General features: G+C 33.4%; 14 protein-coding genes. 7 read left to right on the top strand and 7 right to left on the bottom strand.

All coding sequences use genetic code 11. The features are described 5' to 3' along the window. Positions 1–65: 65 nt before the first annotated feature. Positions 66–557 carry a YkgJ family cysteine cluster protein gene (locus tag AW14_RS00715; protein WP_044637060.1) on the top strand — a complete coding sequence of 164 codons (492 nt, stop codon included), beginning with the start codon at positions 66–68 and terminating at the stop codon, positions 555–557. Between the two features lie 9 nt (positions 558–566). Here AW14_RS00715 and AW14_RS00710 read toward each other — a convergent pair whose 3' ends face one another. Both AW14_RS00710 and AW14_RS00705 read right to left on the bottom strand, forming a co-directional pair. Continuing rightward, the gene (locus AW14_RS00710) at positions 567–1,688 is read right to left on the bottom strand and encodes a serine hydrolase domain-containing protein (RefSeq protein WP_044637059.1); all 1,122 of its coding nucleotides are present in this window, start codon (positions 1,686–1,688) and stop codon (positions 567–569) included. A gap of 8 nt (positions 1,689–1,696) precedes the next feature. Then, on the bottom strand, positions 1,697–2,935 hold the full coding sequence (locus AW14_RS00705; protein ID WP_044637058.1) for an exo-beta-N-acetylmuramidase NamZ family protein: 1,239 nt from the start codon (positions 2,933–2,935) through the stop codon (positions 1,697–1,699). A gap of 8 nt (positions 2,936–2,943) precedes the next feature. Between AW14_RS00705 and AW14_RS00700 the strand changes: the two genes are divergently transcribed. After that, positions 2,944–4,179 carry an ABC transporter permease gene (locus tag AW14_RS00700; RefSeq protein ID WP_044637057.1) on the top strand — a complete coding sequence of 412 codons (1,236 nt, stop codon included), beginning with the start codon at positions 2,944–2,946 and terminating at the stop codon, positions 4,177–4,179. 195 nt (positions 4,180–4,374) lie between these two features. Here the strand turns inward: AW14_RS00700 and AW14_RS00695 are convergent, their stop codons facing one another. The 5 genes from AW14_RS00695 to AW14_RS00675 form a co-directional block, all read right to left on the bottom strand. Further along, a complete protein-coding gene (locus tag AW14_RS00695) occupies positions 4,375–4,857 on the bottom strand; it encodes a CIA30 family protein (protein ID WP_044637056.1) in 483 nt (160 codons plus the stop codon). Between the two features lie 26 nt (positions 4,858–4,883). Beyond that, positions 4,884–6,263, bottom strand: coding sequence for a formimidoylglutamate deiminase (hutF, locus tag AW14_RS00690; protein WP_044637055.1), 1,380 nt, complete (start codon positions 6,261–6,263; stop codon positions 4,884–4,886). After that, complete coding sequence (locus AW14_RS00685) at positions 6,263–7,069, bottom strand: N-formylglutamate amidohydrolase (protein WP_044637054.1); 807 nt, start codon at positions 7,067–7,069, stop codon at positions 6,263–6,265. The genes hutF and AW14_RS00685 overlap by 1 nt, the downstream gene beginning before the upstream one ends. A gap of 16 nt (positions 7,070–7,085) precedes the next feature. Continuing rightward, positions 7,086–7,691 carry a HutD family protein gene (locus AW14_RS14360; RefSeq protein ID WP_052647401.1) on the bottom strand — a complete coding sequence of 202 codons (606 nt, stop codon included), beginning with the start codon at positions 7,689–7,691 and terminating at the stop codon, positions 7,086–7,088. A gap of 78 nt (positions 7,692–7,769) precedes the next feature. Then, the gene (locus tag AW14_RS00675; protein ID WP_044637053.1) at positions 7,770–8,165 is read right to left on the bottom strand and encodes a DUF2721 domain-containing protein; all 396 of its coding nucleotides are present in this window, start codon (positions 8,163–8,165) and stop codon (positions 7,770–7,772) included. Positions 8,166–8,242: 77 nt separating this feature from the next. Between AW14_RS00675 and AW14_RS00670 the strand changes: the two genes are divergently transcribed. From AW14_RS00670 to AW14_RS00650, 5 genes are all read left to right on the top strand, one after another. Then, positions 8,243–9,517, top strand: a complete 1,275-nt coding sequence (locus tag AW14_RS00670) for a DUF2851 family protein (protein WP_044637052.1) — start codon at positions 8,243–8,245, stop codon at positions 9,515–9,517. 114 nt (positions 9,518–9,631) lie between these two features. Beyond that, the gene (locus tag AW14_RS00665) at positions 9,632–9,859 is read left to right on the top strand and encodes a PspC domain-containing protein (RefSeq protein ID WP_044637051.1); all 228 of its coding nucleotides are present in this window, start codon (positions 9,632–9,634) and stop codon (positions 9,857–9,859) included. 3 nt (positions 9,860–9,862) lie between these two features. Further along, on the top strand, positions 9,863–10,882 hold the full coding sequence (locus AW14_RS00660; protein WP_044637050.1) for a potassium channel family protein: 1,020 nt from the start codon (positions 9,863–9,865) through the stop codon (positions 10,880–10,882). Between the two features lie 105 nt (positions 10,883–10,987). Then, positions 10,988–12,610: an alanine/glycine:cation symporter family protein gene (locus AW14_RS00655; protein WP_044637049.1), complete on the top strand. Its 1,623-nt coding sequence runs from the start codon at positions 10,988–10,990 to the stop codon at positions 12,608–12,610. A gap of 24 nt (positions 12,611–12,634) precedes the next feature. Next, entirely contained in the window at positions 12,635–13,498 is an 864-nt protein-coding gene (locus AW14_RS00650; protein WP_044637048.1) for a helix-hairpin-helix domain-containing protein, read from the top strand. Positions 13,499–13,513 lie beyond the last annotated feature (15 nt).

Here is a 13,513-nt window from a genome sequence, read left to right as displayed (position 1 = left end):
AATAATGCCATTTTTTCGTTTCCTGTTAGAAGGAAATCTTATAATAAATATATTATTTTTGCACCATGCAAGACATTATAAATAATCTTCCAAAGTTTGCCAAAGATAAGCATAACGAGAATAAAAAATTCTTCGCTAAGTTAAAAAGTAAGCCGCCTAAAGACTTAGATTATATTATGCAAGATTTGCATGAGCAGGAATTTAAGCGCACCGATTGTTTAGAGTGTGCTAATTGTTGCAAAACAACAGGCCCTTTATTTACCGATAAAGACATTGATAGAATTTCAAAATTTTTCCGATTAAAACCACAGCAATTTATAGCCCAATATTTGCGTATTGATGAAGAAAACGATTATGTTCTACAAAGTGTTCCTTGCACGTTTTTAGGTGCCGATAATTACTGTTCTATCTACGATGTGCGTCCAAAAGCCTGCCGAGAATTTCCACATACCGACAGAAAAAAGTTTCAGCAAATATCGAATCTAACAATTAAAAATGTAGCTATTTGTCCCGCAGCCTTTAACATTGTTGAGGCTATGAAAAAAAGAATTAAATAAGTTTCGGTTTTACGGCTGTTCTACGAGTTGTTCTGCTGGTTGTTCTGCAGGCTGTTCTAAAAATATAGCTTCTAATGCTGTTCCAAAAGCTTTCATGCTTACACCCGTTAAATTTGTTAAAACAGAAATAACAATGCCTTCTTCTGGGTAAACCAATAAAATAGAAGAAGCGCCCACACCACCACCTGTATGATACAGTCGAGGTGTCTCGTTTATCGATTTTTCTACCGATAGCCCCATACCGTAACCGGTTCTGTAGCCGTTGTTTAATCGTTGCGAGGTGGTAACTTGAGCCATTGCAGCTTCAGAGAGTATTTTTGGGTTTATAAGTTCGTTTCCAAATTTAACAATGTCTTCTGAAGTTGATAAAAATCCGCCGCCCGCAACTTTATATTCATTAGAAACCGGATTTGCTAATCGGATTCTTCTTAACGATGATAGTTTATAAAATTTGGTTTGGTTTGATACGGTCATGTTAGTAAATTCCATAGACGATTTATACATTTTTAACGGCTTAAAAATGTTATCTGTAACATAATCATTAAAATATGAGTTAGAAGCCTTTTGCATAATAGCGCTTAATAAAACAAACCCTAAAGACGAGTAATGGTATTTAGTGCCTGGTTTAAATAATAACGAGTCATTTTTAAATAACGACAGCCCTTCGTTAATGGTCATTTTTTCGTTTAAGGCATATTCGTTGTTATCTTTATAATGTCTAATTCCAGCAATATTGCCCGCCAATTGCCTTACGGTAAAGTCGTATTCTTTTTTCGGGTAATCGGGTAAGTAATAATAAATACTTTTGTCTAAATCTATGATGTTATCTTCAGCCATTTTAGCTAAAGCTACGCCGGTTATACTTTTAGAAATGCTGGCAATTCGAAATACGGTTTTGTTAGGAATAACTTCTGTTCTGGGTTTAAAACTCGAATAACCAAAACCTTCAGACCAAATTAAATTACCGTTTTCGGAAATGGAAATGGCCATCCCCGGAATATGTTGCTTTCTTAAAAATTTTTTAGCTAAGCGTTTGGCTTTTCTAATTTTTACTTCACTGGTATTTTCAATATTTTGCGAAAAACCATAACCTCCTATAAGTAGCAGGAGAAAAGTAATAATTTTTTTCATTCGTGTTTTTAGTTGTAAATTAAGTATTTAGACCGTATTTCTTTAAAGGCGTTTAGTCCGGGAGCCCAACTTTTTTTAATATTTTCCTGGCTTGTTCCAGATTCTATTTGTTCTAATAATGTTTTTGTTCCAGCTAATTTTATAAAGAAACTCGTGAAGAACGTTTTTTTATCTGCGGTATTATTATAAGCTTCAATAAGCCATTGTAAATTTAAGCCATTCAGGTTTTCGGTTTGTGTTAAATCTTTACCATAACATAATTTGCCTTCATGTTTAGGGTGTTTGGCACCTTCATTTGGTTTTGGTGTGTAACTAAATTTATAAATATTTTTATTTAAAAACGGACTCCCAAAAACTTGAAATTGGGTTTCGGTGCCACGACCTGCATTAACATTGGTGCTTTCAAAAAAACATAAACTAGGGTATAAATTAATAGCCTTGTCGTTTGGTAAATTGGGGCTCGGTTTTATAGGTAAACTATAAGGCGTGTTATGGTTGTAGTTTTTTACGGGAATAATATCTAATTTACATTGCATACCCTTATTTAACCAGTGTTCTCCATTAATCATTTTAGCATACTCTCCAATAGTCATGCCATGTACAACAGGAATAGGGTGCATACCAACAAAACTTTTGTACTGAGGTTCCAATATGGGGCCATCAATGTAATGGCCGTTGGGATTTGGTCTATCTAAAATTAAAACAGGAATATTAGCTTCGGCACAGGCTTCCATTACATAATGCAACGTAGAAATATAGGTGTAAAACCGCGCGCCAACATCTTGTATATCAAAAATAATAAGGTCTATATCTTTAAGTTGCTCGGGTTTGGGCTTTTTGTTATTTCCGTAAAGCGAAATAATAGGCACTCCAGTTTTAACATCAATACCATCTTTAATATGTTCGCCGGCATCGGCCGTTCCTCTAAAACCATGTTCCGGAGCATAAACTTTTGTAATGTTTACTTTTAGAGCTAAAAGCGAATCTACCAGATGGGTGTAACTTTCGTCAGATTTAAAAATAACCGATGTTTGATTACCCACAATACCCACACGTTTACCTTTTAAAATCGGTAAATAGCGTTCGGTTTGGTTGGCGCCCACAACAATTGAAGCCGCTGTTGTTTGCTGGGTATTGGTAGCGACCGATTTCTTTTCTATTAAAACTTCTTTTTTAGAAGCGTTTGCGCAAGAAATCATTGCCAAAACAAATAATAAAACTGTATTTTTGAAAACATTAAACTGCATAGTATATTTTGAATTACGAGTTTTTTTTAGCTAAACGTATTATTGGTAGCAAAGCGTATAAAAGTAGTGTATCGGCACCAATAATAAAAATTGGTATCGCAGCAATTGCAATAGGTATTGTTGTTATGATGATTGCTATTGCAACAGGTATAGGTTTACAACAAAAAATAAGAGATAAAGTAGTCGCTTTTAATGGTGATATTACTATTTCTAATTACGACAGTAATAATTCACAGGAAAGTATTTTTCCAATTTCTAAAAACCAAGAATTTTACCCAAATTTTAAATCTGTTTCAGGAGTCAAACACATACAGGCGGTGGCCGCTAAATTTGGAGTAATCCGCACAGAAACAGATTTTGAAGGCGCTTATTTAAAAGGTGTTGGTGCCGATTATAACTGGACCTATTTTCAGGAATTTCTGGTGGCGGGCTCTTTACCAGATTTTACAAAAAAGCGTACCGAAGATGTTTTAATCTCACAATATCTGGCCAACCGTTTACATTTTAAAGTAAACGATAAATTTCAAATGGTCTTTCCAAAAGACGATGTAGAAAAGCTGCCAAACATCATTACCTATCAAATAAAAGGTATTTACAATTCTGGATTTCAAGATTTAGACGCTCAATATCTTATTGGCGATATTCGACACATACAACGAATAAATAAGTGGGATGAAGACCAAATAGGAAACTTCGAAGTTTACATAAACGATTTCAGTCAAGTTCAAAACACAGCCGAAGCTATTTACAGAAACACGCCATCTACGCTAAACACCCAAGCAATAACCGAAAAATATGCTTCTATTTTCGAGTGGATAAATATTTTCGATAAAAATATTTACGGCATTATTGGCATCATGATTTTAGTTGCAGGAATAAACATGATAACAGCCCTGTTGGTTTTAATCCTCGAGCGCACCCAAATGATTGGAATTTTAAAAGCTTTAGGAAGTAACAACTGGAGCGTTCGCAAACTGTTTTTGTACAACGCCGGTTACCTCATTCTACTTGGCTTGTTCTGGGGTAATATTATAGGTTTGGGACTGCTTTTTGCACAAAAATATTTTAAATTATTCCCACTCGATCCCAGTGTGTATTACGTTACCGAAGCCCCCGTTTACATTAGTTTAAGCTACATTATAGCCTTAAATATTGGCACGTTGGTACTCTGTTTAATTATGCTTTTAGTGCCCTCTTACATTATCACTAAAATTTCACCGGTAAAAGCCATGCGTTTCGAGTAGATTTTGGGCGTTACCCCACGGCTTCCATGTTATTTCAGCCATGCGGTCGGGCTTTACGTTACAATCTTTTTAAAGCCCATTGCTATATTCAAGTTTGTTGTGTTTTAGCTAATTATACCTTTTTTAAAAGGCTATTACGAGTGGCTTTAAAAAGGATTTTCACTGCAATCCCTAACGCAAACTAAGCCAACGTCATTACAAGAGCTCAACACTTTCAATCTCTAAACAAAAGGTCTCTTCCTTTTTATTACCAATTAAAAAAGCAACTTCTGCTATGTAATTACCTGGGTAGTTGTTCATATCTAAATCTTTTCCCCGAAAGGTTGGTTTTAAATTATCAAAAGGAATTTCAATAGTTTCCCATGCCCCCGAAGTATTAAATCTTAAAACATAACTATGGGTGTCTTCTTTATCGGTTTTCACTCGAAATTGATAGGTTTTACCATCACCTTTAATACGTAATGAAAAGGTGTTGAATTTAGAAACATCTTTTCTCTCTAAATGGCAGCGCACCATCGAAAAACCACCATTATTTTCCAACGATACTTTACCTGTAAAAACGCCAAAACCTGTGTCGTTTAAACTAAAGTTGCTATTAGAAACACCACCCATAACAGTATCGCTTACAACATTCCAGTTACTTAGGTCTTGGGTCTCATTAAAGTTTAATAGCATCATGGTTTTTTAAAATTTTTAGGTTTAATTTATCGGTTTTTAAGAGCTTTAATAGCTTTTTTAAAATTTAATATAATGTTTGCTCTGGCATCGGTATCATCTAAATAATCTGGAATCTTACCATGCGATATCGTAGTTAAATTATTAGAAACATCACTGCTGTAAACAAAGGTAGATGACAAATTTTCAAGACTTGTAGTACTAATTAACGGACTAGAAGCATCCATAACTAAAGCGTTAAAAGGGGTGCCGACTTTAAAGAAATCGGTGTTAAAATTATTCATGGCTTTTCGTCCAGCTAGTGTTGCCATATTAATAGCAAACAAACCACTGTCGTTTATAGACTCTGAAGCGTAGGTTTTTCGTTTGTGAGTAATTAAACGTTGTCCGTAATCTAAAATTCTAAGTTCCTCCAACGGGTTTAACCCTACATGGCTATCGGTGCCAATACTCCATTGCCCTCCAGCTTCCTGAAACTGGTGCAACGGAAATAAACCATCGCCTAAATTGCCTTCGGTACTTGGGCAAAGCACAACATGCGCTTTACTATTTGCAATACCAACAGTTTCTTTGTCTGTTAAATGCGTGGCATGTACCAAATGAAATCTTTCATTTAAATCCATGTTTTCTAACAACCACTCAACAGGACGCTTACCAAGGTAGTTTATAGAGTCTTCAATTTCCTTAAGTTGCTCCGAAACGTGAATATGAAATGGAATATCTTGCGGTCCCGATGTTGCGACCGCTTTAATAGCTTCGGTTTCTACCCCACGCATCGAATGAATCCCAACACCTATATTGGCATGTTCGTAATATTTACAAACATCTTTGCTGGCTTCCCATAATTTTAAATAAGCATCAACAGTTGGCGAAATAAAACGGCGTTGCCTGTCGTTGGGTGCTTGTCCAAAACCCCCTTTTTGGTAAAAAATAGGAACTAAGGTAATTCCAATACCTGCTGTTTTCGCTGCCGAAACCAATCGGCTGCCCATTTCAGCTAAATTATTATAGGGTTGCCCATTTTTATCGTGATGTACGTAATGAAATTCGGCAACATTAGTATAACCATGACGAACCATTTCAGAATAAAGCATCGTAGCAATAGCTTCCATTTGGTCGGGGTTAACGCCTAAGGCCAATTGGTACATAGCTTCGCGCCACCCCCAAAAGTCATCTTGGCTTCCCGTATGACTGTGTTTTTCTGCTAAGCCAGCCATTGCGTATTGAAACGCATGGGAATGGGCATTTTGAAAACCAGGAATTGCGTAACCGTTAATGGCCTTAAAAGCATCATTTTTAGAATTAACTTTAGAAATTTCTGTAATAATTCCTTTGTCGTTTACCCTTACTGCGGCATTTTCTATCCAGCCATCTTGCTGTAAAATACCTTTTAAATGATATGTTTTCATTAAATCGAACTTAGCGTTAGTTGTATGTTTTTTAGTGTTTTTTCAAGTAATGTTTTTACAATTTGGGCGCGCTCAGTATTATATGTGATTTCATTATCGTCCATGTAAATAATTTTATTCATTTCTAATTGTAAAGCATGAACGTTATTGTCTGGCTTACCAAAATATCGTGTAATATGACCTCCTTTAAAAGGGCTGTTATGACTTAGTTCGAAGGGACCAGAACGCAGACTTTCCAGAGCAGTATTTATTATTTTTGGATGCGCCGTTTTTTCGTTATTGTTTCCTAAAATCATATCTGGAAACGGTGCTTTTTGAATGGTGCTTACACGATGTCTTATAGAATGTGCATCCCAAAGTACAACATGCTCAAACTGTTCTTTTCGTTCGTTTAAAAGCGTTTCAATGGCTTGGTAATAAGGCCAGTAATAAGTTTGTAAACGTCTGTTTTTTTCTGTGTCGTCAGGTTCTAAATCTTCCGATTTATAAATTTTGTTTCCGTAAAAATCGGTTATAGGTGTATTGGTAGTTATTAGTCTACCATCGTTGTATAAAGGGACACTTTCGGGATCGCGATTTAGGTCTATTACCCAACGGCTTAAATTGGCTTTAATAATGGTAATGCCCATATCTGAGGCGAAATCATATAATTTATGCACAAACCAATCGGTGTCATCTATATGTTTACGCATCCTTTTTTTATAATGACTTTTAATTTCCGATGGAAATTTAGTGCCAGCATGCGGAACACTAATAATAATAGGTGTTCTTGGTGCTTTTGGTTCTGTAATAGTGAATAAATCCATAGAAATTATTTAAAAATTATAGCTCGGCTTTATGGGTGTTTTTACCAATTTCAACAAAAACGAGTTCGCTATTTTCGGTAGTTTTAATTGTAATGTTGGTTGTAGTATTAAAATCGGTGATGGCGCACAAATCACCTTTAAAAGCTTCAAATGACGTTTCGTTTGTATTTAATGTTAGGCTACCTTCATTAACATATATAAAAAACCATTTTAAATTTTTAGAAATAACATGTGTACTAGTTGATTTATTAGGTAACGATAAACCATAAAGTTTAGACACTTTTTCTTTTGTAGTCATTAAATTAAAATCTGAACACAAGCCATTTGATGTAGTATCCCAATCACCTTGAAAGGTATCAATTTCAAATTTTTCTAGAGTTTTAGAATGGTGGTTTTTGTGATTTAAAGTTATTTTTCCATTTAAAACCATGAGTTTTCGATGTACACCAGGTAAGGTTGAAAATTTAGATGTTTCTTTTAAAACAACTGCTTTACTTAACCGGAAATCGAAATTTAATTTTTTAAGTTCTGAGTTTTTTGGGTAAATAAAAAGTTCGGTTGTTGTTCCATCGCCCCAATTGGTGGTTTTAAAATCATCAGACTTTAATATGTTAATTCTCATAGGGTTTAGTTTGGCTTAAGAAGCAACAAAATTAAATAAACAAGTTGTTCAATAAAAAAAACGGATGTTAAACCCTTCTTAATTATTCTCAATATCGCTAATGTGATGCTCTAAAGCTTTAACCGAAATTTGAATTTCCATAATTAAAACAGCTAAAGAAATAATAAGTAAAATAAGTGCCATGCCAAATACCCAAACGGCAACGGTGTGCTGCTGTATATAAATTAAAAACATGGTTAGCACACAAAATAATAAGCTGGTAATGCCAAAAATTTGCATGGCTCTGGTTAAATATAATCTTTTTTTAATGTTTTTTATCTGTGCAATTAGGGTTTTATCTTTTTTTTCTAAATATTTGTCATGTAAGCTTCTTACTACAGATGCATAGGCTAAAAAGCGGTTGGTGTAGGCAAGCATTATTAAAGAAATAGCAGAGAAAAGTAAAGCAGGCGTAGTTAAGGTTAATTGTTCCATTAAAAAATTGATTTATTCAAATTTACTCATCTTATAGATTTGTTACCTCATTTTTTTTTAAAAACCTAGAAATAAAAATGCAAGAAGATTTTTTACACTATGTATGGAAGTTTAAAAAAATTAGTATTCAAAATTTAAAAACCACCAGTGGGGAATCCATTTTAATACAAGACGTTGGGATGCACAACCTAAATTCTGGTCCCGATTTTTTTAATGCTAAGTTGACTATTCATAATCAGTTATGGGCAGGAAATGTTGAGGTGCATGTAAAATCATCAGACTGGTATTTACATAATCATGAATTGGATGCGGCTTACGATAATGTTATTCTTCATGTGGTTTGGGTGCACGATACAGAAATTTACAGAAAGGATAATACGGTTATACCTACCCTAGAGCTTAAAGATTATGTGCATCGTGATGTTTTATCTAATTATAATATGTTGTTTACTAAAAACAACAAATGGATTAATTGTGAAAACGACTTTGCTGGTGTTGACCATTTTATTTTTGAGAATTGGATGGAACGCCTTTATTTTGAGCGTTTAGAAGGTAAATCGGTATTGATTAAGTCCTTAATGGAGGCTTCTAAAAATGATTGGGAAGCCGTTTTGTTTTTAATGCTTGCCAAAAACTTCGGATTAAAAGTGAATGGTGAAGCTTTTTTAAGCATCGCTGGTTCTTTTGATTTTTCTGTTTTAAGGAAATCACAATCTCAAATAAAATCTTTAGAAGCTTTATTATTTGGTCAGGCGGGTTTATTAGAAACTAATTTTGAGAATCCGTATTACATCGATTTAAAAAAAGAGTATCAATTTTTAAAACAGAAATTTCAGCTAGATAACAAAGCAGTTATATCTGTGCAGTTTTTTAGATTAAGACCTTTAAATTTTCCAACAATTAGATTGTCGCAACTGGCAAATTTATATTTTCAACATAAAAATTTATTTTCAAAACTAATGGAAGTCAATACGTTAGAAGCTTATTATGAATTATTTCAAACTAAAACTTCTGTTTTTTGGAATACACATTTCACGTTTCTAAAGGAATCTAAGCCATCAAATAAAATTATTTCCAAAAGTTTTATAGACTTACTTCTAATTAATACCATTTTGCCCATTAAGTTTTATTACGCTCAACAAAAGGGTGAAGAGGTAAACGAGACCATAATACATATAGTTTCTGAAATTGCAGCAGAGAAAAATAATGTTATCGATGCGTTTAGCAATTTAAAAAAACTTACCAGAGGCGCATTGCACTCACAAGCACTTCTTCAACTTAAAACGACTTATTGCGATAAAAACAAATGTTTAAATTGTGCTATAGGAAATAAAATAATTTCTACAAATTAATAAAATTAACCTCCTTTAAATAAAAAAGTGACATAAATTTGGTTGATGTTTGCATGTCAAGTTTTAAACATCAATCTTTATGTTTAAATTGCATCAAACAAATAATATTTATAAATGAATATAATTTATAAACCATTACTATTTTTTCAAAAACACGGTTTTTATGTTTGTCAACGTATAGCCGAGCGTTTGGGAATTAGAATTAAAATAGTAAGAACAACCTTTATGTATTTAACTTTTGTAACATTAGGATTTGGTTTTGCACTTTATTTATTCCTTGCCTTTTGGCTTCGTATAAAAGATTTACTTTATACAAAACGCTCCTCTGTATTCGATTTATAATTTATGAACCCAATTGTAAAATTTTTTAGAACCAAAATTTATACCGCCCTCTTCTTACTGGGCTTTATGTTATTTATAGGCGTTTTTGGATATAAGTTTTTATCTAATTATTCCTGGATTGATGCTGTTTACATGACTGTTATAACCATGACTACCGTTGGTTTTGGTGAAGTAGTTCCTCTAGATGAACAATCTAAAGTTTTTACTATATTTTTAATTTTAACAAGTGTTGTTATAGTAGGTTACGCGCTTTCCATAATAACAGAATATATTTTGAGTAAGAATAATATAGACGATTTAAAACGTAAAAGAATGCAAAAAGAAATTGATAGTTTTAAAAACCATGTTGTTATATGTGGATATGGTCGTAATGGTAAACAAGCCGTTAGAAAATTATTGGCTCATAAAAAGTCTTTTGTTGTTATTGAAAAAAACAAGGACATGGAAGAAAGACTTCAGTTAGACAATGTGCCTTATGTTATTGGCAACGCAAATGAAGATGAGGTATTACTTCTTGCAGGTATCGATCGTGCCAGTAGTTTTATTTCTGCGCTTCCCAATGATGCCGATAATTTGTTTGTAGTGCTTTCTACACGACAAATTAATAAGGATATAAATATTATAAGTAGAGCATCAAACGAATCGTCTTACGATAAATTAAAATTTGCTGGCGCAAACAATGTTATTTTACCTGATAAAATAGGTGGTGATCACATGGCTTCCTTGGTTGTTGTTCCAGGTTTAATGGAATTTATAGATAACTTATCCATTGTTGGTAAGTCCAATATCAATATTGAAGAAGTTGCTGTAGAGAAACTTTTAAGAGATGAATTTACAAAAACTATAAAAGATTTAGACTTAAGAAGAAAAACGGGTGTTACCGTAATTGGTTATAAAGATCAAAATGGAGACTATATTGTGAATCCTGAAGCAGATTTAGATTTGGCTCCCAATTCAAAAATTATTGTTTTAGGAAGACCAGAACAAATACAAGCCTTAAATTCGATTTATAATATCGAGTAGTATTATTATATTTTTAACAATACATTTTTTAAATAATCATTTTTTTTTAGCATCTTGCCAACTTTCAGTAAGAATCTTTCAATAAAACAAATAAACAGCCATATTATGAAGAAATACTTTTTCTCTATTTTAACACTAGTTTTACCAATTACAACTTTTGCTCAGGAATCTACTTCCGAAAAAATAGATCAAGTTTTTAAAGAATATACAGGTTGGTTTGTTGAGGGTATTTTTTACGAAATTCCTTTTTCTGATACATATAAAATTCCTTGGGTACTTATTGTTTTAATAGGAGGTGCGCTCTTTTTTACAGTTTATTTTAAATTTATAAATTTTACTGGTTTTAGAACAGCATTACGCGTTGTTCAAGGTAAATACGAAGATATTGAAAAGCATGGTGCCGACACCTTATATGGAGACCAAACACCCAACGAAGATGCTAATATTATTGAGACTTTAAGAGACGATAGTGCTCATGGCGAAGTGTCTCATTTCCAAGCCCTAACTGCGGCATTATCTGCTACGGTAGGCTTAGGTAATATTGCAGGTGTAGCCGTGGCCTTATCTATTGGTGGTCCAGGAGCAACTTTCTGGATGATATTAGCTGGTTTTTTAGGAATGGCCTCTAAGTTTGCAGAATGTACCTTAGGTGTAAAATATAGAGATGTGGGGCCAGATGGAACTGTTTATGGCGGACCAATGTATTATCTAAAAAAAGGGCTTAAAGAAAAAGGCATGTCAGGCTTAGGTAAAGTGTTGGCTGTTATTTTTGCCATTTTCGTAATAGGTGGTTCCTTTGGAGGCGGTAACATGTTTCAGGCAAACCAAGCAGCTGCGCAGTTTATTAAGTTATTCGGATTTGAAAGTTCTAATGCAGGAATGTATTTTGGAATAGGTATGGCCGCTATTGTTGCTGTTGTAATTATTGGTGGTATAAAACGTATTGCTTCCGTTACCGAAAAAATAGTGCCTTTTATGGCTGGTATTTATGTATTGGCGGCGTTAATAATTTTAGGTGCTAACTGGCATTTAATAGATGATGCTTTTGGTCTTATTTATCACGGTGCTTTTTCTGGTTTAGGAATTGCAGGTGGTTTAGTTGGGGTTATGATTCAAGGTATTAGAAGAGGTGCTTTCTCTAACGAAGCTGGTGTTGGTAGCGCAGCAATTGCTCACTCTGCTGTAAGAACAAAATATCCGGCGAGTGAGGGTATTGTAGCTTTATTAGAGCCTTTTGTAGATACGGTTGTAATTTGTACCATGACGGCGTTGGTAATTGTTATTACAAACTTCGATGGTGCTTTTATGGAATACGGGGTACCTATTAAAGAGGGGGTAGAATTAACTGCTATAGCTTTTGATAGTGTAATTCCACATTTTTCTGTAGTACTTACAATTGCAGTTATTTTATTTGCTTTTTCAACCATGATTTCCTGGTCTTATTACGGTATGCAAGGATGGATTTATTTATTTGGAAAAGGTAAAAAAACAGATTTAGCCTACAAAGTACTATTTTTATTATTTGTTGTAATTGGGTCATCAATAAGTCTGGGAGCCGTTATCGATTTCTCTGATGCTATGATTTTTGCAATGGTCGTTCCTAATATTATTGGAGTTGTTATTTTATCACCTGTAATAAACAGAGAATTAAAAAAATATTACAAGGCCATTAATATTAAACATGAAGCTTTGGAGGAAGGTGCGGAAGACCTTACCAAGCATATGTAATTCATAAAAATTAAATAGATTAATATGAAATCCCATTTTACGTTTACTAAAAAACAACGAAATGGGATTTTTTTATTATTAGCCATCATAGTTGTTTTACAGTGTACTTATTTTTTTATTAATTCTTCATCAGAAGATTTACAAGTAAATAATTCGCAGTGGGTGCATTTTAATAAAGAGTTAGATTCATTGCGATCCCTTAAGCTTGAAAAAGAAAATTTCAAAATAAAAACATATAATCCTAATTATATATCCGATTATAAAGGAACCTTATTAGGTATGTCAAATGAAGAGATTAATCGTTTAATAAACTATCGCAACAGCAATAAATGGATTAATTCAGTCGATCAGTTTCAAGAAGTAACCCAAGTTTCCGATTCCCTTTTACAAATACTAGCACCATATTTTAAATTTCCAGACTGGATAAATGCATCTAAAAAATCAAACGGCTCAAAACTTAAAAATACTGTAGCCTCCAGTTTCGAAAAAATAGATTTAAATACAGCAACGGTTTTAGAACTTCAAACTGTAAATGGCGTCGGTCAGGTTTTGGCAAACCGAATAGTGCGATTTAGAAATAAATTTCCAGGAGGTTTTATAGCTAGCATACAACTTCAGGATGTTTATGGGTTATCTATGGAGGTTATAGAAAGAATTAATCAAAAATTTGAAGTAAAAACACCCAGAAAAGTTGATAAAATTCATTTAAATAGGGCTACTGTAGCTCAATTAGTAACAATTCAACATATCGATTACGATCTCGCTCAAAATATTGTAGAATATAGGTTGTTTAACGAAAATTATAAAAAGTTAAACGAATTATTAAAAGTAAAGGGCTTTCCTGTAAATAAATTCGATATAATTAAATTATATTTGCTGCTCGATTGAAAAAGAAAACACATT

This window comes from Siansivirga zeaxanthinifaciens CC-SAMT-1, from assembly GCF_000941055.1.
Taxonomy (GTDB): Bacteria; Bacteroidota; Bacteroidia; order Flavobacteriales; family Flavobacteriaceae; genus Siansivirga; species Siansivirga zeaxanthinifaciens.
Note: the sequence above shows the minus strand (reverse complement) of the source record. Positions and strands in the feature narration are given on the sequence as shown.